Origin of the sequence: Bradyrhizobium sp. MOS001, assembly GCF_004634465.1 — a bacterium.
GTDB lineage: Bacteria > Pseudomonadota > Alphaproteobacteria > Rhizobiales > Xanthobacteraceae > Bradyrhizobium > Bradyrhizobium barranii.
Genome location: NZ_SPVJ01000006.1, coordinates 181,051 through 207,946 on the forward strand (window position 1 = coordinate 181,051; position 26,896 = coordinate 207,946).

27 protein-coding genes are annotated in these 26,896 nt (G+C 64.7%); 18 read left to right on the forward strand and 9 right to left on the reverse strand.

Features of this window, described 5'->3' with window-relative positions; all coding sequences use genetic code 11:
• Positions 1 to 795, reverse strand: coding sequence for a sulfate adenylyltransferase subunit CysD (gene cysD / locus CT676_RS11855; protein WP_063980990.1), 795 nt, complete (start codon positions 793 to 795; stop codon positions 1 to 3).
• Between the two features lie 236 nt (positions 796 to 1,031).
• Between cysD and cysG the strand changes: the two genes are divergently transcribed.
• The 12 genes from cysG (at position 1,032) to CT676_RS11915 (ending at position 12,262) form a co-directional block, all read left to right on the forward strand.
• Positions 1,032 to 2,456, forward strand: a complete 1,425-nt coding sequence (gene cysG / locus CT676_RS11860) for a siroheme synthase CysG (protein WP_135214689.1) — start codon at positions 1,032 to 1,034, stop codon at positions 2,454 to 2,456.
• Complete coding sequence (locus CT676_RS11865; RefSeq protein WP_071916679.1) at positions 2,453 to 2,761, forward strand: DUF2849 domain-containing protein; 309 nt, start codon at positions 2,453 to 2,455, stop codon at positions 2,759 to 2,761. The genes cysG and CT676_RS11865 overlap by 4 nt, the downstream gene beginning before the upstream one ends.
• Before the next feature lie 30 nt (positions 2,762 to 2,791).
• Positions 2,792 to 4,447 (forward strand): nitrite/sulfite reductase, encoded by a 1,656-nt coding sequence (locus CT676_RS11870; protein WP_085401863.1) that lies wholly within the window; start codon positions 2,792 to 2,794, stop codon positions 4,445 to 4,447.
• A complete protein-coding gene (locus CT676_RS11875) occupies positions 4,434 to 4,949 on the forward strand; it encodes a DUF934 domain-containing protein (protein ID WP_085401862.1) in 516 nt (171 codons plus the stop codon). Before CT676_RS11870 ends, CT676_RS11875 begins: the two co-directional genes overlap by 14 nt.
• On the forward strand, positions 4,946 to 5,677 hold the full coding sequence (locus CT676_RS11880; protein WP_135214690.1) for a phosphoadenylyl-sulfate reductase: 732 nt from the start codon (positions 4,946 to 4,948) through the stop codon (positions 5,675 to 5,677). The genes CT676_RS11875 and CT676_RS11880 overlap by 4 nt, the downstream gene beginning before the upstream one ends.
• Before the next feature lie 124 nt (positions 5,678 to 5,801).
• A complete protein-coding gene (locus CT676_RS11885) occupies positions 5,802 to 6,803 on the forward strand; it encodes a sulfate ABC transporter substrate-binding protein (RefSeq protein WP_085401899.1) in 1,002 nt (333 codons plus the stop codon).
• 33 nt (positions 6,804 to 6,836) lie between these two features.
• Positions 6,837 to 7,673 carry a sulfate ABC transporter permease subunit CysT gene (gene cysT, locus CT676_RS11890; protein WP_071916676.1) on the forward strand — a complete coding sequence of 279 codons (837 nt, stop codon included), beginning with the start codon at positions 6,837 to 6,839 and terminating at the stop codon, positions 7,671 to 7,673.
• Positions 7,674 to 7,682: 9 nt separating this feature from the next.
• Positions 7,683 to 8,594, forward strand: coding sequence for a sulfate ABC transporter permease subunit CysW (cysW, locus tag CT676_RS11895; RefSeq protein WP_085401860.1), 912 nt, complete (start codon positions 7,683 to 7,685; stop codon positions 8,592 to 8,594).
• A complete protein-coding gene (locus tag CT676_RS11900) occupies positions 8,584 to 9,618 on the forward strand; it encodes a sulfate ABC transporter ATP-binding protein (protein WP_063980997.1) in 1,035 nt (344 codons plus the stop codon). The genes cysW and CT676_RS11900 overlap by 11 nt, the downstream gene beginning before the upstream one ends.
• A 96-nt stretch (positions 9,619 to 9,714) precedes the next feature.
• Positions 9,715 to 10,218: a CAP domain-containing protein gene (locus CT676_RS11905; RefSeq protein ID WP_063980998.1), complete on the forward strand. Its 504-nt coding sequence runs from the start codon at positions 9,715 to 9,717 to the stop codon at positions 10,216 to 10,218.
• Positions 10,219 to 10,296: 78 nt separating this feature from the next.
• Positions 10,297 to 11,472, forward strand: coding sequence for a patatin-like phospholipase family protein (locus CT676_RS11910; protein ID WP_085401859.1), 1,176 nt, complete (start codon positions 10,297 to 10,299; stop codon positions 11,470 to 11,472).
• Between the two features lies 1 nt (position 11,473).
• Positions 11,474 to 12,262, forward strand: coding sequence for a 3-hydroxybutyrate dehydrogenase (locus CT676_RS11915; RefSeq protein WP_028157423.1), 789 nt, complete (start codon positions 11,474 to 11,476; stop codon positions 12,260 to 12,262).
• Between the two features lie 125 nt (positions 12,263 to 12,387).
• Here the strand turns inward: CT676_RS11915 and CT676_RS11920 are convergent, their stop codons facing one another.
• The 3 genes from CT676_RS11920 to CT676_RS11930 form a co-directional block, all read right to left on the reverse strand.
• Positions 12,388 to 13,212, reverse strand: a complete 825-nt coding sequence (locus CT676_RS11920) for a sulfite exporter TauE/SafE family protein (protein WP_071916674.1) — start codon at positions 13,210 to 13,212, stop codon at positions 12,388 to 12,390.
• Positions 13,213 to 13,401: 189 nt separating this feature from the next.
• Positions 13,402 to 14,760 carry a flippase gene (locus CT676_RS11925; protein WP_094184124.1) on the reverse strand — a complete coding sequence of 453 codons (1,359 nt, stop codon included), beginning with the start codon at positions 14,758 to 14,760 and terminating at the stop codon, positions 13,402 to 13,404.
• A 333-nt stretch (positions 14,761 to 15,093) separates the two neighbouring features.
• Complete coding sequence (locus tag CT676_RS11930; protein WP_085401857.1) at positions 15,094 to 15,933, reverse strand: protein-disulfide reductase DsbD domain-containing protein; 840 nt, start codon at positions 15,931 to 15,933, stop codon at positions 15,094 to 15,096.
• A 142-nt stretch (positions 15,934 to 16,075) separates the two neighbouring features.
• Here CT676_RS11930 and CT676_RS11935 point away from each other — a divergent pair, with 142 nt between their 5' ends.
• On the forward strand, positions 16,076 to 16,720 hold the full coding sequence (locus CT676_RS11935; protein WP_063981003.1) for a YqgE/AlgH family protein: 645 nt from the start codon (positions 16,076 to 16,078) through the stop codon (positions 16,718 to 16,720).
• Between the two features lie 239 nt (positions 16,721 to 16,959).
• Here CT676_RS11935 and CT676_RS11940 read toward each other — a convergent pair whose 3' ends face one another.
• Both CT676_RS11940 and CT676_RS11945 read right to left on the reverse strand, forming a co-directional pair.
• Complete coding sequence (locus CT676_RS11940) at positions 16,960 to 17,847, reverse strand: TauD/TfdA family dioxygenase (protein WP_063981004.1); 888 nt, start codon at positions 17,845 to 17,847, stop codon at positions 16,960 to 16,962.
• Between the two features lie 113 nt (positions 17,848 to 17,960).
• A complete protein-coding gene (locus CT676_RS11945) occupies positions 17,961 to 18,740 on the reverse strand; it encodes an SDR family NAD(P)-dependent oxidoreductase (protein ID WP_167768030.1) in 780 nt (259 codons plus the stop codon).
• A gap of 98 nt (positions 18,741 to 18,838) precedes the next feature.
• Here CT676_RS11945 and CT676_RS11950 point away from each other — a divergent pair, with 98 nt between their 5' ends.
• Both CT676_RS11950 and CT676_RS11955 read left to right on the forward strand, forming a co-directional pair.
• Positions 18,839 to 19,576 (forward strand): SDR family oxidoreductase, encoded by a 738-nt coding sequence (locus CT676_RS11950; RefSeq protein ID WP_135214691.1) that lies wholly within the window; start codon positions 18,839 to 18,841, stop codon positions 19,574 to 19,576.
• A gap of 134 nt (positions 19,577 to 19,710) precedes the next feature.
• On the forward strand, positions 19,711 to 20,085 hold the full coding sequence (locus CT676_RS11955) for a CsbD family protein (protein WP_063981006.1): 375 nt from the start codon (positions 19,711 to 19,713) through the stop codon (positions 20,083 to 20,085).
• Between the two features lie 188 nt (positions 20,086 to 20,273).
• On the opposite strand, the gene CT676_RS11960 is transcribed toward CT676_RS11955, so the two are convergent.
• Together CT676_RS11960 and CT676_RS11965 are read right to left on the reverse strand one after the other, a co-directional pair.
• Positions 20,274 to 21,956 (reverse strand): SGNH family hydrolase, encoded by a 1,683-nt coding sequence (locus tag CT676_RS11960; protein ID WP_135214692.1) that lies wholly within the window; start codon positions 21,954 to 21,956, stop codon positions 20,274 to 20,276.
• A gap of 171 nt (positions 21,957 to 22,127) precedes the next feature.
• A complete protein-coding gene (locus CT676_RS11965; RefSeq protein WP_244623157.1) occupies positions 22,128 to 23,459 on the reverse strand; it encodes a lytic murein transglycosylase in 1,332 nt (443 codons plus the stop codon).
• A 254-nt stretch (positions 23,460 to 23,713) separates the two neighbouring features.
• On the opposite strand from CT676_RS11965, the gene galU reads away from it, so the two are divergent.
• Positions 23,714 to 24,589 (forward strand): UTP--glucose-1-phosphate uridylyltransferase GalU, encoded by an 876-nt coding sequence (galU, locus tag CT676_RS11970; protein ID WP_135214693.1) that lies wholly within the window; start codon positions 23,714 to 23,716, stop codon positions 24,587 to 24,589.
• Between the two features lie 152 nt (positions 24,590 to 24,741).
• Here galU and CT676_RS11980 read toward each other — a convergent pair whose 3' ends face one another.
• Positions 24,742 to 26,238, reverse strand: coding sequence for a diguanylate cyclase (locus CT676_RS11980; RefSeq protein WP_135214694.1), 1,497 nt, complete (start codon positions 26,236 to 26,238; stop codon positions 24,742 to 24,744).
• 137 nt (positions 26,239 to 26,375) lie between these two features.
• Here CT676_RS11980 and CT676_RS11985 point away from each other — a divergent pair, with 137 nt between their 5' ends.
• Both CT676_RS11985 and CT676_RS11990 read left to right on the forward strand, forming a co-directional pair.
• Positions 26,376 to 26,633: a hypothetical protein gene (locus tag CT676_RS11985; protein ID WP_028148420.1), complete on the forward strand. Its 258-nt coding sequence runs from the start codon at positions 26,376 to 26,378 to the stop codon at positions 26,631 to 26,633.
• An 11-nt stretch (positions 26,634 to 26,644) separates the two neighbouring features.
• On the forward strand, positions 26,645 to 26,893 hold the full coding sequence (locus tag CT676_RS11990) for a hypothetical protein (RefSeq protein ID WP_063981010.1): 249 nt from the start codon (positions 26,645 to 26,647) through the stop codon (positions 26,891 to 26,893).
• Positions 26,894 to 26,896 lie beyond the last annotated feature (3 nt).

Genomic DNA, 26,896 nt, shown 5'->3' on the forward strand with positions numbered 1-26,896 from the left:
TCAGAGATAGCCGGCGACGCGCAGACGCTCGAAGGCGTCCTCGGTCTCGTGGTCGAGCGCACGGCCGGCGCGCTCCGGCACCTTGGTCTGCTCGAGCTCGACCAGGATCTCGTCGATGGTCGACGCGGTCGACGCGACCGGATTGGTGATGTCCTGATCGCCCAGCGAGCGATAGCGCTTGCCGTCCTTGGCGAGATACAGCGGGATGATCGGAATGTTCTCGCGCTTGGTGTAGGCCCAGATGTCGGCCTCGGTCCAATGCAGGATCGGATGGATGCGCAAATGCGCGCCTTGCGGCGGCGAGGCGTTGAAATGGTCCCAGAACTCCGGCGGCTGATCGCGCACGTCCCAATTGCCTTCGAGCCCGCGCGGCGAGAACACGCGCTCCTTGGCGCGCGTCGCCTCTTCGTCGCGGCGGATGCCGGCGATCAGGCCGTCAAAGCCGAATTTGGCGAGCGCCATCTTCAGACCTTCGGTCTTGCGCGCAGCGGAACGGGCCGCCGGCGGCAGCGTTGGGTCGACGGCATCGATCGGCGGGCAGGGTTCGACGCGCAGGTCGAGCTCCCACTCTTTCCCGTAGTGATCGCGGAAGCGATACATCTCCGGAAACTTCTTGCCGGTATCGACGTGGAGGGCCGGGAACGGCAGCCGGCCGAAGAACGCCTTGCGCGCCAGCCAGATCATGACGTTGGAGTCCTTGCCGAGCGACCACAGCAGGGCGATCTTCTTCAGGCGGCCGAAGGCCTCGCGGAAAATGTAGATGCTCTGCGCCTCAAGCTGGTCCAAATGGTCCATGCTGGGGGCGGTCAGCCCGACGGGAATTTGCTCGGAAACGGGAGCCCGGAAGTCCCGTCCATCTGCACCGGAATCGGTCCTGAGAAGATGCATCTCTGCCACTTTGCGTTTGGAGGCGAATTTTCTATAGTTGCGGTGCAGAAGAGAAGAAAAAATTTTCTCTTTGCACGCTCGAAACGACACATATATAGAAAATAATTCCAGTCAACCCCGGATGTGGGGGAAGCGAGTATCGCATGCGGTTCTTGCCGGTGTTCCTCGATCTCAAGGCCGGTCCGGTGGTCCTCATCGGCGCGGGTGAGCTTTTGCGCGCCAAGCTGCGCGTGCTCGCTGCTGCCGGTGCGCGCATCCGCGTGCATGCGATCGACGGCAATCAGGACCTGAGCCTCAGTTCCGAAGACGCTGCGCGGGTTGAAATCGCCACTGGCGATCCGCTCACCGCCGATCTCTCGGGCGTCATTGCCATCGTTTGCGCCGGCGCGGGCGATGTCGGCGTTGCCATGTCGGCGCGCGCCAAGGCGCTCGGCCTGCCCGTCAACGTCATGGACGATCTCGAACATTCCAGCTTCATCTTCCCGGCGATCGTCGATCGCGGTGATGTCGTGGTCGCGATCGGCACCGGCGGCACCTCGCCGGTGGTGGCGCGGCGCGTGCGCGAGAAGATCGAGGCGCTGCTGCCGGCCCGCATCGGTGAGCTCGCCGAGTTCATCGGCGGCTTCCGCAAATCCATCAACGAGCGCATCGCCGAGTTTCCGCTGCGCCGCCGCTTCTGGGAGCGCTTCATCGACGGTCCGATCGGCGCGTCTGTGCTCGCGGGCCGCAAGGGCGAGGCCGACGCCGCGATCAGGGCGATTTCCGATCCGTCCGCGTTCGCGCGTGCCGACAAGCCGGAAGGCTCCGTCGCGCTGGTCGGCGCTGGGCCCGGCGATCCCGACCTTCTCACCATCAAGGCGCTGCGCGCGCTCCAGGATGCCGACATCGTCTTCCATGACGAACTGGTCTCCCCTGAAATTCTCGACCGCATCCGCCGCGACACCACGCGCGTTCCGGTCGGCCGCCGCGTCGGCAAGCCCGGCATCGGCCAGGACGCCATCAACAAGCGCATGATCGAGGCCGCGCAATCCGGCCAGCGCGTGGTGCGGCTGAAGGGCGGCGACCCCTTCGTGTTCGGCCGCGGCGGCGAAGAGGTCGAAGCGCTGCGCGCCGCTGGTATCGCCTATTCGATTATTCCCGGCATCACTGCCGGGCTCGGCGGCGCCGCCGATTTCGAGGTGCCGCTCACCTACCGTCATGAAGCGACCCGCATCACCTTCCTCACCGCGCACAAGGCGCGCGATGCCGAGAACGTGGACTGGTCGACGCTGACCGACACCAAAATGACCGTCGTGGTCTACATGGGCATGACCGCGGCCCCCGCGATCCGCGAAGGCTTGTTCGCGGCCGGCCGTTCGCCCGAGACGCCCGTCGGCGTGTTCGCCCGCGTCACGCGGCCGGACGCACAAGGCGCGATCGGCACGCTGCGCGACCTGCCCGAGCTCGTGCGGCGGACCCATGGCGGTCCCGCCATCCTCATCATCGGCGACGTGGTCCGGCATACCGGTTCACTTCGCCGCGAAACACCCAAACAAATCATCTCTGACCTCCTGGATGCTGCCGAATGACCTCTCCCTTGCAAAAGAAACTTAAAATCAGCGATTCCTCCGTCGTGACCGCTAACCGTACCTGGGATGGCGTCGTGGTCTACCGCACTGCTGCCAAGGGCTGGTCGGCTGACCTCGCAGACGCCGCGATCGTGCGAAACTCCGATGAGGCGAAAGCGTTGCTCGCCGAGGCCGTGGCCGATGACGTCGGCGCGATTGGTCCCTATATCGCTCCGGTCCAGATCGGCGAGGACGGCAAGATCGTGCCCGGAAATCTGCGCGAGCAGATCCGCCGCGATGGCGTGACCATCGACTTGCCGGTTTAATCGCAGGTCGGGCTGTAAGGCACTTTAATCATGTACGCTTACGACGAAATCGATCGCACGCTGGTCAACGAGCGCGTCTCGGAATTCCGCGACCAGGTGCAACGCCGTCTCTCGGGCGAGTTGACCGAGGACGAATTCAAGATGCTGCGCTTGCAGAACGGCGTCTATCTGCAACTGCACGCCTACATGTTCCGCGTCGCGATTCCCTACGGAACGCTGGCGTCGAACCAGTTGCGGCAGCTTGCCCATGTCGCGCGCAAATATGACCGCGGCTACGGCCATTTCACCACGCGCCAGAACATCCAGTTCAACTGGATCAAGCTTTCGGACCTGCCGGATGCGCTGGCCGATCTTGCCGACGTCGGCATCCACGCGATGCAGACCTCCGGCAACAACATGCGCAACGTAACCTCGGATCAGTGGGCCGGCGTCGCGCCGGGCGAGATCGAGGATCCCCGCATCTGGTCGGAGCTGATCCGCCAGCACACTACGTTGCATCCGGAATTCTCGTTCCTGCCGCGCAAGTTCAAGATCGCGATCACCGCTTCGGATCACGACCGCGCTGCGATCAAGGTCCACGACATCGGCCTGCGGCTGATCAAGAACGAGAAGGGCGAAACCGGCTTCGAGGTGCTGGTCGGCGGCGGTCTCGGCCGCACGCCGTTCATCGGCAAGACCATCAAGCACTTCGTCCACGGCCGCGATCTCCTGAGCTATATCGAGGCGATCCTGCGCGTCTACAACCAGTACGGACGCCGCGACAATATCTACAAGGCGCGCATCAAGATCCTGGTGCACGAGCTCGGCATCGAGAAGTTCTCCCGCGAGGTCGAGGAGGAGTGGCAGCATATCCGCAACTCCTCGCTTCAGATCGACGACGAGGTGATCGAGGACATCCGCTCGCGCTTCATCTATCCGGCTTATGAGAAGCTGCCGCACATGCCGGACGAGCTGCGCCAGGCCGCGGCCGATCCCGATTTCGAGGCGTGGCGCAAGAACTCGGTCGCCGCGCACAAGAACCCGGGCTACTCCATCGTCACGATCTCGCTGAAGCCGATCGGCGCGCCTCCGGGCGATGCCACCGCCGAGCAGATGGATGCGCTGGCCGATCTCGCCGACAAATATTCCTTCGGCGAGATCCGCGTCGGTCATGAGCAGAATTTGGCGCTGCCGCATGTTGCCAAGCGCGACCTGCCGGCGCTGTGGAAGGCGCTCGACAAGCTTGGGCTGGCGACGCCGAACGTCAACCTGATCACCGACATCATCGCCTGCCCGGGGCTCGACTATTGCTCGTTGGCCAATGCGCGCTCGATCCCGATCGCGCAGGAGCTGACGCGGCGCTTTGCCAACCATGAGCTCGCCAATCTGATCGGGCGGCTGCATATCAACATCTCCGGCTGCATCAATGCCTGCGGCCATCATCATGTTGGCCATATCGGCATTCTCGGTGTCGAGAAGAACGGCGAGGAGGTCTACCAGATCACCATCGGCGGCCGTGCCGACGAGAGCGCCGCGCTTGGCAATCTGATCGGCCCCGGCGTCAAGTTTGACGAGGTCGCTGACGTCGTCGAGGACATCGTGGAAGCCTATCTGGCGCTGCGCGAGCGGCCGGAGGAGCTGTTCGTCGACACGGTGAAGCGCCTCGGCGTCGAACCCTTCAAGGAGCGCGTCTATGCCACTCGTTAACGGCGGAAAAATCGCCGACGACAGCTTCGCCAAGCTTGCCGTCGACACGCCGCTGCCCGAGGGCGGCGACATCCTGGTGCCGGCCGAGCGCTTCCTCAGCGATGCGGACGCGCTGCTCAAGCGCGGCGGCAAGGTCGGCGTGATCTGGCCGAACAATCGCGATATCGCCGAGCTCGTGCCCTATCTCGGCAAGATCGCCGTCGTCGCATTGGTGTTCCCGAGCTTCCGCGATGGCCGCGCCTACAGCCAGGCGCGCCTGCTGCGCGAGCGCTATAATTATCGCGGCGATTTGCGTGCCACCGGCCAGGTGCTGCGCGACCAGTTCGTGTTCATGCTGCGCGCCGGCTTCGATTCCTTCGAGGTCAAGAAGCAGGCCGACGCGGAAGCCTTCATGCAGACCGCGAAGCGCTATTCGGTGTTCTATCAGCCGACCGGCGACGGCCGCATCACCGCGCTGCACAGGCGAATGCAGCTGCGTCACTCCGAAGGTGTCGGCACGTGAACGCAATCGCGCCCCAGGTCGCTTCAGTGTCCGTGTCTGCGCTGCCCTCGGCGGAGGAGCTCGATCGTGCGCTGCGCGATGCTTCGCCCGCGGAGGTCATCGCCGCGGCGTTGAAGGCGGTCGGGCGCGAGAAGCTTGCGCTGGTGTCGTCCTTCGGCACGGAATCGGCGACGCTGCTGAAGGTCATGGCCGACGTCGATCCGGCGATCCCCGTGATCTTCCTCGACACCGGCTGGCTGTTCGAGGAGACGCTGGCCTATCGCGATACGCTGATCGCGGAACTCGGCTTGAAGGACGTCCGCTCGATCAAGCCTGCCGAGGAGACGCTGTCGCGCGAAGATCCCGACCGCGACCTCTGGTTCTCCGATCCAGACGCCTGCTGCCGCATCCGCAAGGTCGAGCCGCTGGCGCGTGCGCTGAAGCCGTTCGGTGCGTGGCTCAATGGCCGCAAGCGCTTTCAGGGCAATGCGCGCACCGACATTCCGGTGGTCGAGGATGATGGCGCGCGGTTGAAGTTCAACCCCTTCGCCAATGTCTCGCGCGAGGAACTCGAAGCCATTTTCGTCCGCGCCAAATTGCCGCGTCATCCGCTGGTGGAGTCCGGTTTCCTGTCGGTTGGGTGTATGCCTTGCACCAGCAGAACGGCCGAGGGCGAGGATGCACGCGCCGGTCGCTGGCGCGGCCGAGCCAAGACAGAATGCGGCATCCACACGATGAAGACTTCGTAGCACAGTCGAGCTGTCCGGCTACGAACAAGAAAATCCGGTTCCGTTGACTTGAGAGCGTTTCGCCCCGAGTTATGCCCGCGTGCCATCGATGACGATGACGTCGTCGAGGTAAATGGAGATGGACATGATGCGCCGTATCGTTCCGCTCGCGGCAGGGCTGCTCTTGACTGGATTGTTGGTAAGCTCGGCTCTCGCCGCTGACATCAATCTCTTGAACGTGTCGTACGATCCGACGCGTGAGCTCTATGCCGAGTTCAACAAGGCGTTCGCGAATGCCTATCAGAAGGAAACCGGCAAGAGCGTCGAGATCAAGCAGTCGCATGGCGGCAGCGGCTCGCAGGCGCGTGCCGTGATCGACGGATTGCAGGCCGATGTGGTGACGCTCGCGCTCGCCTATGACATCGACGCCGTCGCGAACAAGGGCCTCACCGCGACCGACTGGCAGAAGCGTCTGCCGCAGAATTCATCGCCCTATACCTCGACCATCGTGTTTCTGGTGCGCAAGGGCAATCCGAAGGGCATCAAGGACTGGGACGATCTGCTCAAGACCGGTGTCTCGGTGATCACGCCGAACCCGAAGACCTCCGGCGGGGCGCGCTGGAATTATCTCGCCGCCTGGGGCTTTGCCCAAAAGAAATACGGCTCGGCCGACAAGGCCAAGGACTTCATCGGAAAGCTCTACCAGCAGGTGCCGGTGCTCGACACCGGTGCGCGCGGCGCCACCGTGACCTTCGTCGAGCGCGGCGTCGGCGACGTGCTGCTGGCCTGGGAGAACGAGGCCTATCTCGCCCTGAAGGAGTTTGGTGCGCAGAAGTTCGAGATCGTGGCGCCGCCGCAATCGATCCTCGCCGAGCCGCCGGTCGCGATCGTCGACAAGGTTGCCGATAAAAAAGGCACCCGCAACGCGGCCGATGCCTACCTCCAGTATTGGTATACCAAGGAAGGTCAAGAAATCGCCGCGCGCAATTTCTACCGTCCGCGCGACGCCGAGATTGCCAAGAAGTACGAAAACTCCTTCGCCAAGGTCGAACTGTTCACGATCGACGACGTTTTCGGCGGCTGGACCAAGGCGCAGAAGGAACATTTTGCCGACGGCGGCGTCTTTGATCAGATCTACAAGAACTGATCGGGCGCCGTCTTAGGAGTAGCAGGGGGCCTGGTGAGCGCAGTTGCAGCACGACGACGGACATTGCCGGGCTTCGGTCTCACGATGGGACTGACGCTTTCCTGGCTCTCCATCATCATCCTGATTCCGCTCGCCGGGCTGTTCCTGAAATCGCTGGAGCTTAGCCCCGAGCAATTCTGGAACATCCTGTCCAGCCGCCGCACCCTCAACGCCTTGCGCGTCTCCTTCGGCCTCGCCTTTGCGGCGGCCTGCGTCAATCTCGTCATGGGCAGCATCATCGTCTGGGCGCTGGTGCGTTACCGCTTCCCCGGGCGCCGGTTGTTCGACGCTATCGTCGACGTGCCGTTCGCGCTGCCGACGGCGGTCGCCGGCGTCGCGCTGACCGCGCTGTTTGCCGAGACGGGCTGGCTGGGTGCGCCGCTCGCCGCGCTCGGTATCAAGGTGGCATTCACGCCGATCGGCATCTTCGTCGCCATGATCTTCATCGGCATCCCCTTCGTGGTGCGCACCGTGCAGCCGGTGCTCCAGGACCTCGACCCCGAGATCGAGGAGGCCGCCGGCAGCCTCGGCGCCAGCCGCTGGCAGACCATCATCCGCGTGATCCTGCCCTCGCTCGGACCGGCGCTGCTCACCGGCCTCGCGCTCGCCTTCGCCCGCGCGGTCGGCGAATACGGCTCGGTGATCTTCATCGCCGGCAATCTGCCTAATGTCTCCGAGATCGCGCCGCTCCTGATCGTGATCCGGCTGTCCGAATTCCGCTATGCCGACGCGACCGCCATCGCCGTGGTCATGCTCGTCGTCTCCTTCGTCATCATCTTCGCCGTCAACCGGCTCCAGCGCTGGGCGCAGAGCCGGATTCCGGCGCGCTGAGGGCAGATCATGACGATGCAGATCGCAGATTCCGTCTCGCTGCCTTCGACCGATGCGCGCGCACGTGCGCACGCCGCTGCGGCACGCGACAGCCTCCGCACCGAGCCACCCGCAATACGTATCGCCATCATCGCTCTGGCGGTGATCTTCCTCAGCGTCTTCGTCGTGCTGCCGCTGGTTCTGGTGTTCGCGCAGGCCTTTTCGAGAGGCGTTCTCGCTTATTTCTCTGCGCTTGCCGAGCCTGAAGCGCTGGCTGCGATCAAGCTGACGTTGATCGTGGCGGCGATCTCGGTCGGCCTCAATCTCGTATTCGGCCTCGTCGCGGCATGGGCCATCGCCAAGTTCGAGTTTCGCGGCAAGACCTTCCTGATCACGCTGATCGACCTGCCGTTCTCGGTGAGCCCGGTGATCTCGGGCCTCGTCTTCGTGCTGCTGTTCGGCGCGCAGGGCTATTTCGGCAGCTGGCTTAGGGATCATGATATCCAGATCCTGTTCGCGGTGCCCGGCATCGCGCTCGCCACCACCTTCGTGACCTTCCCGTTCGTGGCGCGCGCGCTGATCCCCCTGATGCAGGAGCAGGGCACGCAGGAGGAGGAGGCCGCGATCTCGCTCGGCGCCTCCGGCCTGCAAACCTTCTTCCGCGTCACCCTGCCCAACATCAAATGGGGCGTGCTCTACGGCGTGCTGCTCTGCAACGCGCGCGCGATGGGCGAATTCGGCGCCGTGTCGGTGGTATCAGGACACATCCGCGGCGAGACCAACACCATGCCGCTGCTGGTCGAGATTCTCTACAACGAGTACCAGTTCGTCGCTGCGTTTGCGATCGCCTCGCTGCTGGCGATGCTGGCCCTGATCACGCTGATCGCCAAGACCGTTCTGGAACGTCACCTCGACGAAGGACACGACGCAAGTGACCATTGAAGTCAGGAATCTCGTCAAGCAGTTCGGTAGCTTCAAAGCCCTCGATGGCGTCGATCTCAAGGTCGACAATGGCGAGCTGCTGGCGCTGCTCGGTCCGTCCGGCTCCGGCAAGACCACGCTGCTGCGCATCATCGCCGGCCTCGACTGGCCTGATTCCGGCGAGGTTTCCTTCAATGGCGAGGATGCGCTGGCGCGGGGCGCGCGCGAACGGAACGTCGGCTTCGTGTTCCAGCACTACGCGCTGTTCCGCCACATGACGGTGTTCGAGAACGTCGCCTTCGGCCTGCGCGTGCAGCCGCGCGCCAGCCGCAAGGATGAGTCCACCATTCGTGCGCGCGTCAAGGAGCTGCTCGATCTCGTGCAGCTCGATTGGCTCGCCGACCGCTATCCGAGCCAGCTCTCCGGCGGCCAGCGCCAGCGCATCGCACTCGCCCGCGCGCTCGCGATCGAGCCGCGCATCCTCCTGCTCGACGAGCCCTTCGGCGCGCTCGATGCTAAGGTGCGCAAGGAGCTGCGCCGATGGCTGCGCTCGCTGCACCAGGAGATCAACGTCACCTCGATCTTCGTCACCCACGACCAGGAGGAGGCGCTCGAAGTCGCCAACCGCGTCGTGGTGATGGACAAGGGTAGGATCGAGCAGATCGGCTCGCCCGACGACGTCTATGAAAGCCCGGCGACCGCCTTCGTCCACGGCTTCATCGGCGAATCCATCGAGCTGCCGGTCCAGGTCGAAGGCGGCGTCATCAGGCTCGGCGACCGCCCACTCAATCTTGCAGCAGACGGCTTGGTGTCTGGCGCGTCAAAACTGTTCGTGCGGCGACATGATATGCTGGTCGGCCCGCCCGGAAGCGGTGCCTTCGAGGGCGCTGTGCAGCACGTCCGGAATTTCGGCCCCGTGCAGCGGGCCGAGGTGGCGCTATCCGGCGGCGAGACCATCGAGATCGACGCCCCCCGCGACAGGGAACTGCGCGCCGGCGACACGATCGGCCTCGAACCGCGCCGCTACCGGATATTTGCGGGCTAGCAGGCGCCTCGGCCGAAAGCTCAAATCTTCCTCAATATTCACCTTTCAGCCACGGTTGGTATGCAACAACGGCCCCTCATTTGGGGGCCCCTGAACATGCGCGCTGCGGCCGCAATACTCATCACTTTGCTTCTCGCCGGCTGCGCCGGCAACGAAGCACCGGTCCAGCAGCCGTCGATGTATGCCGACATGTCGGTCCCGGGCACCAAGCTCGATGCGCAGGCGGCAGCGATCATGATCTCGCAATACCGCCAGAACAACGCCCTCGGCACCGTCGTGATCGACCCCGATCTGATGCGGCTCGCCGAATCCCAGTCCCAGGCCATGGCGGCGGCCAACAAGATGGACCATGACGTCCGCGCACCGCTGGCCAAGCGCCTCAGCGCGGGCGGCTATCCGGCGACGGTGGCGGTCGAGAACGTCTCGGCCGGCTATCATACGCTGGCGGAAGCGTTTTCCGGCTGGCGCGACTCGCCTCCGCACCGCGCCAACATGCTCAAGAGCGGTGTCACAAAACTGGGCATCGCGGCGGGCTATGCTCCCGGCACCAAATACAAGGTGTTCTGGACCATGATCCTGGCCTCGACGGACCCCCGATAAGCCAGACTTGATCCCGGGATGCATTGACGCCGCGGCGGACTGTCGCCACGGTGGCTCGCCTTTTGCTATTGTTCCCAGATGACAGATCATAGCCCGGAAGTCGCAACAGTCCCCGCGAAGGCGCAGCGCGTCCTGGTCCTCCAGGGCGGCGGCGCGCTCGGCTCCTATCAGGCCGGCGCCTACCAGTCGCTGTGCCATTTCGACTTCGAGCCGGAATGGGTCGCCGGCATCTCGATCGGCGCGGTCAACGCCGCCATCATCGCCGGCAACGAGGGACAGACCCGCGTCAAGCGGCTCAAGGAATTCTGGGAGATGGTGTCGGCGCCGGTGCCGTGGAAGCCGATCGGCAAGAGCGATCACAGCCGCGAGCTGTTCAATTCGACCAGTGCCGCATTGATCGCGACCTTCGGCGTGCCCGGTTTCTTCACGCCGCGCATTCCGCCCGCGCCGCTCTGGCCGCCCGGCAGCAAGCAGGCCGAGAGTTATTACGACACCGCGCCGCTGAAGAAGACGCTGGAGCGCCTGGTCGATTTTGACCGCATCAACGATCTGAAGACGCGCCTGTCGGTCGGCGCCGTCGGCGTCACCTCGGGCAACTTCAAATATTTCGACAATTACGAGTTCAAGAAGCTCGGCAAGACCATCGGCCCCGAGCACATCATGGCCTCCGGCGCGCTGCCGCCGGGCTTTCCGTCCGTCGTGATCGAAGGCGAGCATTATTGGGACGGCGGCATCGCCTCCAACACGCCGCTCGACTACGTACTCGATGCCGAGGTCGCTCGCGACATGCTGATCTTCCAGGTCGATCTGTTCAGCGCCCGCGGCGATCTGCCGAATTCGCTGCTCGAGGCGACCGAGCGCGAGAAGGACATCCGCTTCTCCAGCCGAACGCGGATGAACACCGACAAGAACAAGCAGATCCATAATGCGCGCCGGGCCGTGCGCGATCTGATTTCCAAATTGCCCGATTATCTGAAGAATGATCCTTCCGTCGAATTCCTCGCGAAGGTGTCGCGCGAAAGCACCGTCACCGTGGTGCACCTGATCTATCGCAGCAAGAACTACGAATCCTCGTCGAAGGATTACGACTTCTCGCATGTCGCCATGGTCGAGCATTGGGAAGCCGGGGTGCGCGACGTGCATCTGTCGATGCGCCATAAGGACTGGCTCGAGCGGCCGCAGTCCGGCGAGACCATGGTGACCTACGATCTCACGGGGGACGTCACCGCGCCCCCGCCAAAAAGGAGCGAATAACATGGGTAGTCTGTCAGGCAAGAACGCCGTCGTGACCGGTTCGACCAGCGGCATCGGGCTCGCCTACGCGCGCGCCTTCGCCGCCGCCGGCGCCAATGTCGTCATCAACGGCTTCGGCTCGCCGGAAGATATCGAGAAGGAGCGCGCCAAGATCGAGTCCGACTTCGGCGTGAAGGCGGTGTATTCGCCGGCCGACATGACCAAGCCCGCCGAGATCGCCGGGATGATCGCGCTCGGCGAGAAGTCGTTCGGCTCGGTCGACATCCTCGTCAACAATGCCGGCATCCAGTTCGTCTCGCCGATCGAGGAATTCCCGGTCGAGAAGTGGGACCAGATCATCGCGATCAACCTGTCCTCGGCTTTCCATGCCATCCGCGCGGCGGTGCCCGGCATGAAGAAGAAGGGCTGGGGCCGTATCATCAACACGGCGTCGGCGCACTCGCTGGTCGCCTCGCCCTTCAAGTCCGCCTATGTGTCGGCCAAGCACGGCATCGCCGGACTGACCAAGACCGTGGCGCTCGAGGTCGCGACCCACAAGATCACCTGCAACTGCATCAGCCCCGGCTATGTCTGGACGCCGCTGGTGGAGAAGCAGATCCCCGACACGATGAAGGCGCGCAACCTCACGCGCGAGCAGGTCATCAACGACGTGCTGCTCGACGCGCAGCCGACCAAGGAGTTCGTCACCTCCGAGCAGGTCGCAGCCCTCGCGCTGTTCCTGTGCGGCGACGATGCCGCGCAGATCACCGGCACCAACCTGTCGATCGACGGCGGCTGGACGGCGGAGTAATCACGCGATGCCGTAGGGTGGGCAAAGGCGCGTCAGCGCCGTGCCCACCATTCTTCTCCGATTGATGAAAAGCGGTGGGCGCACTTCGCTTTGCCCACCCTACGAGAGCTGCGCTTAGTCTTCGTTCAATGCGTCCAGGCCAGCGCCGTCACGATCGCCGACGACAGGTTCAGCTCCGCGAACATGATCTTGCCGGCGACCACGAACAGCACGCAGGCAAGCGTCAGGCGCAGCACCGTCTCGGGGACGCGCGTCGCACTGAGGCTGCCGACGATGATGCCGGGCAGCGAGCCCAGCAGCAGCACGCCCATCAGGGCCCAATCGACGTCGCCAAGCGCCCAATGTCCGATGCCCGCGACCAGCGTCAGCGGCACCGCATGCGCGATGTCCGAGCCGACGATGGTCGCCATCGGCAGGCGCGGATAGAGCAGCAGCAGCACGGTGACGCCGACCGCGCCGGCACCGACGGACGAGATCGACACCAGCACGCCGAGCACGATGCCGGTGACGACGGTCGCGATCGCGGTGGTGCGCTCATTGACCTGCTCGAGGCGCTTCCGATAGCGCTCCATGAGGGCCTTGCGGAAGATCAGCGAGGTCGCGGTCAGCAGCAGTGCAAAGCACAGCACCAGATTGACCAGGCTGCGCTCGGAATCGCTCCTGAGGTCGAGCTTCCACAGCACGAGCAGCGTCAGCGCGCTCGCCGGGATGCTGCCGCAGGCGAGCCGCAGCACGGCGGGCCAGTGCACGCTCCGCGACCAGCCATGCACCACGCTGCCGCCGGTCTTGGTGGCGGCGGCATAGAGCAGGTCAGTGCCGACGGCGGTGGAGGGGTGGATGCCGAACAGCAGGATCAGCAGCGGCGTCATCAGCGAGCCGCCACCCACGCCGGTCATCCCGACAAGCAGGCCGACGCCAAATCCGGAGGCGACATAGAGCGGATCAATCATGTCTGGGGAATCTTAGGTTTATCTCGTCGGTTGAGCAATATGACGTAGAATAAAATTTCCCTGAAGCGCAATCGCTTCGATTGAATAAGAAAAATCTTGCTACGGACGGCTGGCGGGTAGGGGGTTTCAGTCGCCGCCGCGCAAGGCGCGAAACAGCCATTCTCCAGGCCGGCAACCGGGTGGCAGCGCCTATTTGCCAAACGCCAGCACGTGCAGGCCGAGCCGCTGGCGCACGATCCAGAACAGCAGCACCGTCTCGAATGTCAGCGAGATCGAGGTCGCGGCCGCGGCGCCGTGGCCACCGAAGCGCGGCACCAGCGCGATGCAGAGCACGAGGTTCATCACGAAGGCCAGCGCGTAGGCCAGCGCGCAGATCTTCTGCTGGCCGAGCATGTTGAGCAGGCGCTCGACCGGTCCGATCGCGGCGCGCACCACGAGGCCGATCGCGGCGACGAACATGATGTCGTAGCCGACCGTGAATTGCGGGCCGAACAGCCAGAGCAGCGGCTTGCCGAGCGCAAGCAGCACGATGGTCGCTGCCAGCGACGGCCAGAACGTCCAGTTGATGGCATGCGCGACATAGGCCGACAGGCGCGCCTTGTCGCCGAGCGCGTTGTACTCGGCGAAGCGATGCGCTGTGGTCGCCGACATCGCGTAGTGGATGAACGAGACCAGGGCGAGCGTCTTCACCACCGCGAAATAGACACCGACCTCGTCCGATGGGCGGAACTGCTGAAGCACCAGCACGTCGGTATAGGACAGCAGCAGGTAAAAGCTCTCGACCAGCAGGATCGGCAGCGAGACGGCGAGCCAGCCACCGATGTCGTAGGTCTTGGGGCCCGGCTCGATGTGATCGGCGAGCTTGCGGTTCAGCACCACCATCTGCCCGGTCATCGCGATCCACACCGCGCCGGCGCTCGCGACCATCGCGGCGACTGCGCCGAGGTGATAGCCGAGCAGGAAGGCAGCGGCCGTGATGCCGATGATCAGCGCCTGGCGGATGATGAATTGCGGCATCAGGCCAAGCTGCATCCAGTCATGCGAGCGCGCGATGCCGTCCTGGGTGTTGGCGACGACGAAGGCGGGCAGCGTCATGCAGCCGATATAGAGCGGCAGCACCTCGGCCGGATCGATCCAGGGGGAGAGCAGCTTGACGATACCGGCGAGCCCCAGCGACACCAGCGTGGACGCGGCAAAGGTCAGCCAGCGGCTGCCGGAGAGAAAGCCGCGCAGCAGCGCATGCTCGCCGCTGGTGCGATACTCGGGAATGATCTTTTGCGCGGAGGCCGAGATGCCGAAGTCCATCATGCTGCCGAGCAGCAGCACCCAGGTCCAGACGTAGACATAGATGCCGTAGTCGGACGTCCCCATCCAGCGCGCGAGCAGAACTTGCGAGAAATAGGCGAGGCCCGCGCTGATCACCCGGATGATGAAGATGGTGCCGGCCAACCGCCGCGTCAGCGACGCTTCGTTCGATCCGCCCGTCAGCTTCGCGCGCAGCCGCGCGATGAGGCCGGCAGGTCCGGTCGTTGCGGGTTCTGCATCCATCACGGCCAATTCGAGATCCCCAGGGCGTCCGTATCAGGCGTCCCGCATGCTGCGGCAGGCCTGATGCGGTAGCCCTTGGGGATTAGCAACCATTCGTTAAGATTGGGTTGGGTGAGGCATGCTGCCGCTCCAGCCACCGGCGTCGTCCCCGCCTAGTGCGCAATTGCGCTCGGGGGGCGGGGACCCATAATCCCAGGGAGAAATGTTGCGCTGGCTGGTAACTCCGAGTCCTCGCCAAACCGCTCCCTGTGGCTATGGGTCCCGGGCTCGCGCTGCGCGCGCCCGGGGACGACAGCCGAATATGTGGCGCTGGCAGCGCAACTCAGCTCCGGCTCACTCCAGATTCGTATTGAACTCGTACGATTTCTCGGGCGCGACGAGCGTGAACTTCAGCGCCGCTCCGTCGGGCTTGGCGCCCGGCGGCAGTCCATCGAGCTCGAAGGAAAATCGCTGCACACCGGGCGGGCTGCGCTCGACCGGCGCCGGAATCGGCAACGCCCAATCGAGCGTCGGCCCTTCCACGAACAAATTGACGCCGCGGCTATCAGGCACGACCACGTCGACCACGACATTCTTGGGACCGTCACGTTTGACGTCGCGGATGGTCAGCGGATTGGGATCACCGATCGTGGCAGGCTTCGGCACGGTGTCGAGCGCGGCACGCAGATTGGCGTCCTCGGTCGAGGCGACGTTGTTGAAGCCGAGCTCGACATTGGCCTCGACGGGAACGCAGAGCTTCTCGCACACGGCGTAGTTGATCTCGGCGCGCAGCGTCACCGGCTTGTCGGGCGCCTTGGGCACGATGCGCAGAGGCAGCACGATCTGGCCGTGATAGCCGATCGAATGCCCGCCCGCGCCGTCATCGAATTTCAGCGGCGCCGGCCACATCACCGTCACCGCTTCGACATTGTCCGATTTGGAGAAATCGAACCGCGGCGGAACGCCGGAATCGCCGGGGATGCGCCAGTAGGTCTTCCATCCCTGCTGGAGCTGGAAGGCGATACCGCCGAGCAGGACGGCGCCGCTGCGCGATCCCGCCAGCAATCGCACTGCAGAATGGCCGTCGCGCTGCCAGGGCGAAGCGTCGTCGGCGCGGGCTGCAAGCGTCATCGACGACGCAAGCAGGGTTGTTGCGACGCCAAACGCCGCATGCAGGGGAACTCTTGTCAGCATGGCACGTCTTTACAGGGTCGCCCCTGGGCAAACCATTGAATTGCTTGTGATGGATGCACCTGAATCAAGTCTATGCAAGCCTTGATTTGACAGCAGCCCGGCCCGACATCAGGATAGGAATCGAAACCGGAGTGCTTCACCGATGGCTCCCACAGGCAAAAGGACGGGCGAAAGCACCCGCAGCGCGGCCCCCGCGCTTCCCAGCTCGGCCGGCTATCTCGACGGCCAGCTCCTGATCGCGATGCCCGTGATGGGCGATGAGCGCTTCGAGCGCTCGGTGATCTATCTCTGTGCGCATTCCGCCGAGGGCGCGATGGGCATCATCGTCAATCATCCCGCCGGCAGCATCGACTTCCCCGAGCTGTTGCAGCAGCTCGGCATCATCAAGAAGGGCGAGCACATCAAACTGCCGGAGAACGCCGAAAGCATGAAGGTGCTGCGTGGCGGGCCGGTCGATACCGGCCGCGGCTTCGTGCTGCATTCCAGCGATTTCTACATCGAGAACGCGACGCTCCGGATCGACGACGGCGTCTGCCTCACCGCGACCGTCGACATCCTGCGGGCGATCGCCAACGGCTCCGGCCCGAAGCACGCCATCCTCGCGCTTGGTTATGCCGGCTGGGCGCCGGGCCAACTCGAGACCGAAATCCAGAGCAACGGCTGGCTGCATTGCGATGCGGATTCGGATTTGATCTTCGGCGACGATGTCGACGAGAAGTACGGACGCGCGCTGCGCAAGATCGGCATCGATCCCGGCATGCTCTCGAACGATGCGGGACACGCGTAGCTGTGTAGCAGCTGCTGCGACGGTTTGCGGTGTCCTGCGCCACCCTCCGCTGTCGTGCCCCGGCTTGACCGGGGCATCCAGTACGCCGCGGCCTATCGATTCCATCACTCGTCTCGGAGTACTGGATCGCCCGGTCCCGGCTCCGCCAAGGCTACACCGGGCCACGAGGGTGCTCGGCCGGCGAAGCTTCAGCGAAGACGGCAAGCCGGGCGATGACCACGTCCAGCGGGGTGTGCCGCCTACTCCGCCGCCTGCTGCTGTACCGTCGGCTCTGTCCCCGCCACCGTCGCGCGGCGCATGTCGCGGGGCTGGGACTGGTCATAGCGGCGGACGCGATGCATGGTCTGGCGGTTGTCCCACATCACGAGATCATGCAGCTTCCATTTGTGGACGTAGACGAACTCGCCTTGCGTCGCATGCTCGTTCAGATCGCGCAGCAGCAGCCGGCCTTCGGGGACGCTCATGCTGACGATCTTGCCGGCATGCGATGAGAGGTACAGCGACTTGCGGCGATGCACCGGATGGGTGCGCACCAGGCGTTGCAGCACCGGCTTGAACATCTGCTTTTCGTCGTCGGTGTACTCGGTGAAGCCGAGCGATCCGCGCGAATACATCAGCGAGTGCTCGCAGACGAGATCCTCGATCTCGGCCTTGGTGTCGTCATCGAGCGCGTCATAGGCCGCGCGCATGTCGGCGAACTCGGTATTGCCGCCCTTCGGGTTCACCACCCGCGCCGACAGCAGCGAGAATTTTGCGGGGATCGGGCGAAACGAGCTGTCGGAATGCCACAGGCAGTTGCCGAGGTTGAACAGATGCGCGCGACTGTCCTTCGCCAGCGGCTTGCCATCCTTGCCGAGATTGGAGACGTCGTTGAGGCCCGATTGGAGCCGGTAGTCCTTTTCCTTGGTCACGGTGCCACCGCGCGCGTCCTCGCGCTGGCCGAAATTCAGCGCGAAGGCCATCTGCTGCTCGTCGGTAATGTCCTGGTCGTGGAAGACCAGCACCGCATATTTGTCCATGGCAGCCTCGACCTCGCGCGCCTCGGCCTCGGTGAGAGGCTTTCGCAGATCGAGGCCGGAAACCTCGCCGGCAAAATGTTTCTGAAGCTGCCGGATGGCGATCGTCATGGTGTTTCTCCCGCGAACCGCGAGCGGTTGGTCCCGCTCTGCCGGTGAAAAAGCTACTCCCGCGACCGGAGTTGTCAACGCTCGGCGCGCATATCTCTTAAGCGTCATGGCTCTCACGCGTTGCGCGCCATCAGGCCGCCGTCGACAGGGATCACCGCGCCGGTGAGGAAGGACGCAGCCGGCAGGCACAGGCTCAGCGTCATATGCGCGACCTCCTCGGGGTCGCCGTAACGGCCGAGTGCAGTGCGGCGCTTGGCGTAGATCGTCTTGTGCTCTTCGGAGATGCGGTCGGTGATGGCGGTGCGGATCGGGCCCGGGCAGATGCAGTTGACGGTGATGCCTTCGCGGCCGAGCTCGACGGCGAGCGAGCGCGTGAGGGTCGCCACGCCGCCCTTCGCCGCCGAATAGGGGCTGTGCAATGCGGTGGCGCCAAGCGCCTCGGTCGAGGCGATGTTGACGATGCGCGGGCTCTTCGACCTGCGCAGGTGCGGCAGCGCGGCGCGGATGATGCGCGGATGCGCCGTCAGCATCACGGCGATGCCCTTGGCCCAGGCGTCTTCGTAAGCCTCGTCGTCGATCGCGACGCGCACGGAGATGCCGGCATTGTTGACGATGATGTCGAGCCCGCCGAAATGCGCCGCGACATCGCCAACGACGCGCTTGATCTCGCCGCCATCGGCGACATCGAGCTTCCACGCCTTCGCGGATCCGGCGTTCGCGGCAATCTCCTTGGCAACGGACAGCGCGCCCTGCTCGTCAAAGTCGGTGACGGCAACGTTCGCGCCTTCAGCGGCGAACACGCGCGCTGTGGCGCGCCCCATGCCGCTCGCCGCACCCGTGACGAGAACGGTCAGGCCCTTCACTGACCGGCTGAGCTCCTTGAATTCGGACATGCCGTTTCCTCGCGTCTCTTGTTTCTTGTTATGAGATGGACAAGGCTGGCATCGATCCGCAGACAGGTCAAACAAGCAAGACAAAAGGGGAGGCCGCGATGGCGAACGAGCTCGATTTCTCAGGCAAGCAGGTGCTGGTGGTCGGAGGTTCCAGCGGTATCGGCAACGGCATCGCGCAAGCCTTTCGCGCCAAGGGCGCGCAAGTTGCAGTCTGCGGCACGCGTGCTCATCCTGCGGAATATTCGGCGCAAGAAGGCTCCGATCTCACGGGTCTTTCCTATGCGCAGCTCGACGTCGGCAACGCCGGCGCGGTGGAAGCGTTCACGCCGTCCTTCGACCGTCTCGATGTGCTCGTGCTCGCGCAGGGCGCGGTGCTCTATCGCCGCGGCGAGTTCGAGATGGCCGGCTTCCGCAAGGTCGTCGAGGTCAATCTGATGAGCCTGATGGCCTGCGCGACGCGGTTTCACTCCATGCTGCGCGATAGCAAGGGCGCGCTGATCATGGTATCCTCGACCGCAGCCTATCATTCCACCATGGGCAATCCCGCCTACAACGCCTCGAAGACCGGCGCAGTCGGACTGACGCGGACGCTGGGCGAGGCCTGGGCCGAGGATGGCATCCGCGTCAACGGTATCGCGCCCGGCCTCGTCGACACCAAGATGACGAAGGTGACCACCGACAATCCCAAGCGGCTCGAAGGCGCGCTGTCACGCATTCCGCTGCGGCGATTGGGCACGCCGGCTGACATGGCGGGCGCGGCGCTGTTCCTGGCCTCGCCGCTGTCGTCCTACATCATCGGACAGACATTGGTCGTCGATGGCGGGCTCATCCTGTAGCCCGGATGGAGCGATTGGTCCGCCGCAGCCCGAAGAGCGCAGGCGGAAGCGTAGTCCGGCCTACACTTTCGCGGAAGCTTGGAACTGCGCTGCTCCTGATCGGTTACTTGGGTTGACCCCCGAGGAGGAGCAACATGGACAAGGATCGGATCGTCGGATCGGCCAAGGAATTCGCTGGGCGCGCAGAAGGCGCCGTCGGCGATCTCGCTGGCGATGCGCAGACACAGGCGTCAGGCAAGGCGCGGGAAGCCGCCGGCACCGTGCAGAATCTCTACGGCCAGGCCAAGGACGCCGTGCGCGACGCCGGCGAGACTGCGGCCGGCTACGCCAAGGACGCCTACGACAAGCCGGCCGAGACCTTGCGCGACGGTTCGCAGGCGATTGCCAAGAAGGTGCAGGACAATCCGCTCGGTGCGCTGCTGATCGCCGGCGGTATCGGCTTCGCACTCGCGCTCCTGATGTCGCGTCCCGCCCGTCGCCCGCCGCCGCGCTGGCGCTATTACGGCTGAGCCACCGCCCGAATTTTTCGTGCCCCGGACGCAATGCGGCCTAGGCGATGCGTAGCATCGTCCGGTAACGCCGCTTTGCTGAGCCGGGGCCCATTCTTTGGTGAATGTCGCAGTGCTGGGTCCCGGCTCTGCGCAGCAGCGTCACACGCTGCAGCGCGTCCGGGACACGAGATCTCAATTCAGAAAAACTACCGGAACATCTCCGCCGATCGCCCGACGTTACCAGGCGGGCGCGGGATCGCGGGATTGGGATTACGCGGCGCCGGTGCGAATTGACGCGGCGGTGGCTGCGGAGAGCCGAAGCCGAAGAAATCGCGGAATGCCGGCGTTGCCTGGGCCGGCTGCTGCGGCTGCTGCACCGGCGGCTTCTTCGGCGCGAGTCTGGGCGGCGCGATCGCGGCGGCAGCGCTTGGCGTACCGGGAGCAGCAGCAGCACCATCCGGCGTCGTAGCAGCCATCGGCGTATCGCCCTTGGCCTGCTCGCGGCCGACTTCGCGGCGCGGCCAGGCATAATCATCGGCACGGCCGGCGGGCGCGGCCAGCGGCTCACCCTTCACCATCGTCTTCGCGGCGAGCGCATCGACGGCGGCGGGACGCGAACCCGGTCCGCCCAGCAATTGATCGGCCGAGATCGAGGCCGCAACCAGCGGCACGATCGGTCCCGCCAGCGGCCGCGGCGCAGGCTTGCCGGGCTCGGCGCTGGTGTCGGGGGTCGCAGGCTCGCTCGGCAGCGCAATCGGGCCGGAGCGTCCGGCGAGCAGGCGCGTGATCTCGCGCTCGACATAGTGGGCGAGCTTGCGTGCGCCGGGCTTTGTGAAATAGACGCCGTCATAGCTGCGGAGCTGGCGGATCTGGCCCTCGAAGTCCGGGCCCTTCTGGAGGAAGCGGCCGGCTTCGTCGACAAAGCCGTCCCAGACATCGACATAGGTGATGCCGGCCTTGGCCGCGCCTTCGCGATAGAGCGAATCCAGGAACAGCATGTCCGCGGTGCCCTTGGGGCCGCGGATCGCGGGCAGGCCGACCCAGAGCACCGGAACGCCCTTGGACTTGAGGACGTTGGCCAGCTCCTCGATCTTCTTGCCGTAGAGTTCGACCCAGCGCTCGTCGCGGAATTCGTAGAGGCCGTTCGGGTTGCGCGCGGTCTTCTCCTGCGCTGCGACCGCCGGCGTGTCGGCGTTGTCGGCATCGTCCTGCGGCAGGTCGGTGTCGGCGGGCTTGTCGTCCGGCTTGGCGGCGGTGTCGGGCTTGGCATCGCCTGGCTTCGCCGGCGGTTTGCCGCGCGCGCCCTTGTCGTTCTTCTTGTCCTTGTCCGAGGCCTTGTCGGGCGCGGCCTCGCGGATCGAGATGCGGTCGTTGAGGCCGAGCATGACGACGATCACATCAGGCTTCTCGGTCTCGAGGATGCCCTTCGCTGCCGCCGCCCAGTCCGCGGGCTCACCCTTCGGCTGGTACTTGATCAGGCCGGACGTGGTCTTGTGCTTGCGGATTACGCCCATGTCGGGCTGCTCGGTGTAGGCGTCTTCGAGGCCGTAGGCGAGCCAGTCGGCCATGGCGTCGCCGATCACCAGCACGTTCTTGTCGGGCGTGGTGTCGCGCTTGGCTGGTGCCGGCGCGCGCGAAAAATCCTGGCGCGGCGCCTGCTGCTGCTGCGGCTGCTGGAATGGCGCGAAGAAGTCGCCGCCGAACCAGCCGCCGCCTCCGCCGTTCCGCGGTGGCGCGGCCTGCCGCTGCGGCGGGCCGCCGAAGCCGGGGAAGTTGAAGAACTGCGCCGAGGCGGGTCCCGCGACGGAGACCAGAATCGCAAGCGCCGTCCCCAGCGCGATCAGCGGGCCGGTCTCGGTCAGCGCCTTGAACAGGGACTTCTTCGACATGCGATCTCAGGCACGCGCAATGGGGATTGGGACAGGCTCGATATAATAGCGGAATCAGGCGCCAAACGGGCAGATTCTCTTTGCGGATTCTTCTGTCATACACCGGGGAGCAGCCGTCCCGGTCAAGGCGATTGGGCAAAATCGCTGTTCAGGGTTACTTTCGGGCCGGTTTTACCGCCCGCGGAGGCGATCCAGCACGTCCGAGGAGGCGAATCCATCGGCGGGGACCCCGATCGAGGCCTGGAAATTGCGCAGCGCCTCCCGGGTCTGGCCGCCGAACTGGCCATCCGGGGTGCCCTTGTAGAAGCCGCGCTGGACCAGCAGCTGCTGAAGTTCCAGCCGTTCGGTGCGGGACAGCTCGCGCTCCTGCCGCGGCCAGGGCTGCACGAAGGGCTGGCCGCCGCGCAGCCGGTCGGCGAAATGGCCGATCGCCAACGCATAAGCCTCGGCCGGGTTGTACTTCATGATGACGCGGTAATTCTGCAGCATCAGGAAGCCCGGGCCTTGCGCCCCGGCGGGCGCCAGCAGATAGGCTTTCTCGGCCGGATGCGGGAAGGGCTGGTTGGCCGGGCGCTTGAGCCCGAGCTTCTCCCACTGCGCCATCGTCATCGCCTTGGCGCGATCGGCCAGCATGTAGTTGAAGCCCTGGGGCACCACGACTTCGTAGCCCCAGGTCTGGCCGGCCTGCCAGCCGTCCTTCTTCAGATTGTTGGCAGTCGAGGCGATCAGATCGGTTGGATTGTCGACGACGTCGCGCCGTCCGTCGCCATCGCCATCCACGGCAAAGCGCTTGAACGCGGTCGGCATGAACTGGGTCGGGCCGAAGGCGCCGGCCCAGGAGCCGCGCATCTGTTCAGGCCTGAGATCGCCGCGGTTGAGGATCTCCAGCGCGGAGAGAAACTCGTCCTTGAAATAGGCCTGGCGGCGGCCGATGCAGGCGAGCGTCGCGGTCGACTGCAGCACGCTGCGGTCGCCCATCTGCGTCGAGTAATTGGACTCGATGCCCCAGATCGAGGCGATGATGTAGCGGTCGACGCCGGTGGCCTTTTCGGTGGCGTCGAACTGCGCCTTGTATTTGGCGAGGACCTCGCGGCCCTTGGCGAGGCGGTTGTCGTTCACGAGGATGTCGAGATAGTCCCAGATCGACTTGGTGAACTCCGGCTGCGAATCCATCAGGTCCATGATGCGCAGATCGGGCGACAGCCCGGCCGTGAAGCGCTGGAAATTCTCCTGCGTGATGTTGCGCCGTGCGGCATCGGGCCACATCCCCGCAACGCAATTGTTGAAGTTGGAGGCCGCTTCGCGGATCGCGGCGGCCGTCATCAACGGGTGGCCGGAGGCGCCGTCCTCGCCGGTCCATGGCAAGGCGCCGCCGGGGCCGGGCGCCGGCTGAGAGGGCGCTGGATTCGAGCCGGAGAAAATACCGCCGAACAGGTTCGACAAGCCGTTCTGCGCCTGGGCGCGCGCGCTGACAGGCAGCAGCACAGCGGCCGCAAGCATCATTGCGCCGGTCACAAATCCAGCACGTTTTGCCAGCCCTGCCACTGATTGCATCATACCCTACCTGTCCGGCCGAAAATCCGCCTTCAGGAGGCCCGGTACCGGTTGCCAATAGCTTAACAAAGGTGAAATTTTGGTGTCGGCCTTTTTCTCAACTCTGTGAGCGCGAGGCCCCACATCCGCCTTTGTTAGCGGCTGCAAACAAGCTAGCAAGATACCATTGCTCCCTTCACGTCCTCAGGTATTCGATCTGTCCCATGAAAATTCGCAAAGCCGTATTCCCCGTCGCCGGCCTCGGCACCCGCGTCCTGCCCGCCACCAAGGCGATGCCGAAGGAAATGCTGACCATCGTCGACAAGCCGCTGATCCAGTACGTCTATGACGAGGCGAGGGAAGCCGGCATCGAGCACTTCATCTTCGTCACCGGCCGCAACAAAAACGTCATCGAAGATCATTTCGACAAGATGTTCGAGCTCGACGCGACGCTCGCCGCGCGCGGCAAGAAGGCCGAGCAGGACATCCTGGCGCAGAACCAGCCGGAGGCCGGCGCCGTCAGCTTCACCCGCCAGCAGGCGCCGCTCGGTCTCGGCCACGCGGTCTGGTGCGCGCGCGACATCGTCGGCAACGAGCCGTTCGCGGTCGTGCTGCCCGATGAGCTCGTGCTCAACACGACCGGCTGCCTGAAGCAGATGATCGAGACGGCTTCAACGCTCGGCGAAAAATCCAACGTCATCGCGGTCGAGGCGGTGCCCGACCATCTTACCCATCAATACGGCATCTGCGGCGTCGGCAAGCGCACCGGCAAGATGTTCGAGGTCGACGGCATGGTCGAGAAGCCGGCCAAGGGCACCGCGCCCTCCAACCTCTCCATCACCGGCCGCTACATCCTCCAGCCGGAGATCTTCAAGATCCTGGAGACCCAGGAGCGCGGCGCCGGCGGCGAGATCCAGCTCACCGACGCCATGATCGGCCTCGCCAAGTCGCAGAAATTCTACGGCGTCGAGTTCGAGGGCGAGCGCCATGATTGCGGCTCCAAGCCCGGCTTCCTCCGCGCCAACATCGCCTACGGCCTGAAGCGGCCGGAACTGCGCGATGGGCTGATTGCGGAGATGAAGAAGTATCTGGGAGAGTAGTAGCTACACTCTCGGTGTCGTCCCTGCGAACGCAGGGACCCATAACCCCAGGGAGTTGTTTGGCGAAGATTCGCCGTTCGGTACTGCTGCCGGCAACGATTGATAGATTCCGCGGTATGGGTCCCCGCGTTCGCGGGGACGACACTGAGGGCTCACGCCACCAGCGACAGCTTCGGAAGGCTCGCGATCACGGACTGGTTGCGGCCACCGGCTTTCGCCGCATAGAGCGCCTTGTCGGCGGCGGCGACCAGGACCGGCCAGTCCAGGCCGGTGGTAGGGACCAGGCCCGCAATCCCGCAGGAGACCGTCGACATCGCCTGGTCGTCGGACCAACCCTGCACCTTGCCGCGGATCGTCTCGGCGACATTGAAGGCCTCGGCGGCCGAAGTGTTCGGCAGCAGCACCGCGAATTCCTCGCCGCCATAGCGCGCGGCGCAGTCGCCGGACCGCCGCACCGAATCGGAAATGCAGATGGCGATGCCGACCAGCACCTGGTCGCCGGCCTGATGGCCGAACGTGTCGTTGTAGGCCTTGAAGTGATCGGCATCGATCATCAGCAGCGCGACCGGCGTCTTCTGGCGCATCGCGCGGCGCCATTCGACGTTGATGACCTGATCGAACTTGCGGCGGTTCTTCAGGCCGGTGAGCGCATCCGTCGTCGCCATCTCCTCGAGCTTGCGCTCGGCTTCGGCACGCCGGCCGATCTCGCGGGCGAGCACCAGCGTCGAGGCCAGCATGAACAGGATGAGCGCCAGGACTACCGCGCCGATGCGGTAGGCTTCCTTCTGCCAGAGCTCGAACACGGCGGCGAGCGGCTTGCCTGCCACCACGAACAGCGGACCCGGGCCGGTGCTGCGGACATAGAGGCGCGGCGTCGCGTCCACCGGGCCCTGGCCCGCATAGGACCCGCCGGCCTTGAGATTGTCGGCCTTCCAGCTCTGCCGCGTCCCCAGATTCTTGCCGATGACGTCGAGATCGAACGGCCGCCGCATCATGATGGTGCGATCGCGCGTCAGCACGGTGATGGTATCGTCGGGATCGAGGTTCAGGCGCTCGAACAATTCGTGGAAATAGCTGAAACGGATCGAGCCGGTGACGACCCCCAAGAAGCCGCCGTCGGTATCGCTGATGCGCCGGCTCAGCACGATGGAATAGGCGCCGCGGAAAAGCATCGGACGGCTGATGAAGAGGCCGGCGTCGGGATCGTCGCGATGAACCCTGAAGTAGTCCTCCTCGCTCCGGTTCTCCGGCAGGGGATCGAGCGTGGAGGCGTCGATGGTCAGCCTGCCCTCGGCATCGAACACCTGGATGGCGCCGAAGTGCCGCGCCGTGGTGGCGTGATCGAACAGGATCAGGTGACGGATCGGCTTCGAGACCGCGTTGATCTCCGGCAGCAGCATGTTGCTGGCGACCGCCTTCAGGGAGAGATCGTAGATCTCGATGTTGCGGCTGATATCTGCTTCGATGGAGGTGGCCAGATTGTCCAGCGTCTGGCGAGCGAGGGCCTCCTCGCCGCGGCGCATGTCCAGCATGACGTTGACGCAAATGGCGGAAAAGCCGATCACCGTCACGACGGACGATATGATCAGCAGCTTCGCCGAAATCCGCCACGGCCGGCGGGTCGTGACGTCGCGCCATCCAGACTGCATCGATTGCTCCCGACACTAGTGGATGCGCCCGAAATCTTGCGTAGTGTTTAAGCCGGGACGGCGCTGCCACAATGAGTTAAGAATTGGTTTCCGCGGGCATCGCTTTTGGGCAGCGGAGCTGGGACGAGAGGACGATTGTGAACGATTACGACGCGCTGCGGGATTACCTGATGCGGCAGAAGCAAACGGAATTCGTGCTGAGTTTCGAGCAGATCGAGGAGATCATCGGCTCGGCCCTGCCGCGGGCGGCGAATCGCGCCTCATGGTGGGACAGCCTCCGCAGCCCCGACATCCAGATGCCCCAGCGCGAAGCCTGCCTCGCCGCGGGGTTCGTCGCGACGCGGATGCCGGACGGCCAGAGCGTGCGCTTCACCAAGAAGAAGCAGCGCAGGTGAGCTGACGCTGCATGATTCTGCGCTGGCTAAGGGGGATTTTTGGCGCAGCCCTGATTGCAACAGGCGTGCTGTTCGCGCTCGCCTTCGAGGCCCGCTACTGGCGCTGGCGCGACTGCTTCAACGAGCTCGGCCGCTGCTACGACCCTGTAACGCAGGATGTTTATCTCGAACAGGCGGGAATGGTCTGGGGCGGTCTTGCCGCGATCTCGCTGGTGGTGGGGTTTTGTTTGGTCGCGGGGCTACGACGCAAGCCAGGGTAGGTC

What these genes read in the sequence shown, in the direction of transcription:
- galU (WP_135214693.1), top strand. Translation starts at nt 23,714, where the DNA reads ATGAAAATTCGCAAAGCCGTATTCCCCGTCGCCGGCCTCGGCACCCGC.
- CT676_RS11925 (WP_094184124.1), bottom strand. Translation starts at nt 14,760, where the DNA reads ATGGATGCAGAACCCGCAACGACCGGACCTGCCGGCCTCATCGCGCGG.
- CT676_RS11965 (WP_244623157.1), bottom strand. Translation starts at nt 23,459, where the DNA reads ATGATGCTTGCGGCCGCTGTGCTGCTGCCTGTCAGCGCGCGCGCCCAG.
- CT676_RS11950 (WP_135214691.1), top strand. Translation starts at nt 18,839, where the DNA reads ATGGCGAACGAGCTCGATTTCTCAGGCAAGCAGGTGCTGGTGGTCGGA.
- CT676_RS11940 (WP_063981004.1), bottom strand. Translation starts at nt 17,847, where the DNA reads ATGACGATCGCCATCCGGCAGCTTCAGAAACATTTTGCCGGCGAGGTT.
- cysD (WP_063980990.1), bottom strand. Translation starts at nt 795, where the DNA reads ATGGACCATTTGGACCAGCTTGAGGCGCAGAGCATCTACATTTTCCGC.
- CT676_RS11885 (WP_085401899.1), top strand. Translation starts at nt 5,802, where the DNA reads ATGATGCGCCGTATCGTTCCGCTCGCGGCAGGGCTGCTCTTGACTGGA.
- CT676_RS11870 (WP_085401863.1), top strand. Translation starts at nt 2,792, where the DNA reads ATGTACGCTTACGACGAAATCGATCGCACGCTGGTCAACGAGCGCGTC.
- cysW (WP_085401860.1), top strand. Translation starts at nt 7,683, where the DNA reads ATGACGATGCAGATCGCAGATTCCGTCTCGCTGCCTTCGACCGATGCG.
- CT676_RS11905 (WP_063980998.1), top strand. Translation starts at nt 9,715, where the DNA reads ATGCGCGCTGCGGCCGCAATACTCATCACTTTGCTTCTCGCCGGCTGC.
- cysG (WP_135214689.1), top strand. Translation starts at nt 1,032, where the DNA reads ATGCGGTTCTTGCCGGTGTTCCTCGATCTCAAGGCCGGTCCGGTGGTC.
- CT676_RS11945 (WP_167768030.1), bottom strand. Translation starts at nt 18,740, where the DNA reads ATGTCCGAATTCAAGGAGCTCAGCCGGTCAGTGAAGGGCCTGACCGTT.
- CT676_RS11865 (WP_071916679.1), top strand. Translation starts at nt 2,453, where the DNA reads ATGACCTCTCCCTTGCAAAAGAAACTTAAAATCAGCGATTCCTCCGTC.
- CT676_RS11980 (WP_135214694.1), bottom strand. Translation starts at nt 26,238, where the DNA reads ATGCAGTCTGGATGGCGCGACGTCACGACCCGCCGGCCGTGGCGGATT.
- CT676_RS11920 (WP_071916674.1), bottom strand. Translation starts at nt 13,212, where the DNA reads ATGATTGATCCGCTCTATGTCGCCTCCGGATTTGGCGTCGGCCTGCTT.
- CT676_RS11910 (WP_085401859.1), top strand. Translation starts at nt 10,297, where the DNA reads ATGACAGATCATAGCCCGGAAGTCGCAACAGTCCCCGCGAAGGCGCAG.
- CT676_RS11955 (WP_063981006.1), top strand. Translation starts at nt 19,711, where the DNA reads ATGGACAAGGATCGGATCGTCGGATCGGCCAAGGAATTCGCTGGGCGC.
- CT676_RS11990 (WP_063981010.1), top strand. Translation starts at nt 26,645, where the DNA reads ATGATTCTGCGCTGGCTAAGGGGGATTTTTGGCGCAGCCCTGATTGCA.
- CT676_RS11960 (WP_135214692.1), bottom strand. Translation starts at nt 21,956, where the DNA reads ATGTCGAAGAAGTCCCTGTTCAAGGCGCTGACCGAGACCGGCCCGCTG.
- CT676_RS11935 (WP_063981003.1), top strand. Translation starts at nt 16,076, where the DNA reads ATGGCTCCCACAGGCAAAAGGACGGGCGAAAGCACCCGCAGCGCGGCC.
- CT676_RS11875 (WP_085401862.1), top strand. Translation starts at nt 4,434, where the DNA reads ATGCCACTCGTTAACGGCGGAAAAATCGCCGACGACAGCTTCGCCAAG.
- CT676_RS11930 (WP_085401857.1), bottom strand. Translation starts at nt 15,933, where the DNA reads ATGCTGACAAGAGTTCCCCTGCATGCGGCGTTTGGCGTCGCAACAACC.
- CT676_RS11915 (WP_028157423.1), top strand. Translation starts at nt 11,474, where the DNA reads ATGGGTAGTCTGTCAGGCAAGAACGCCGTCGTGACCGGTTCGACCAGC.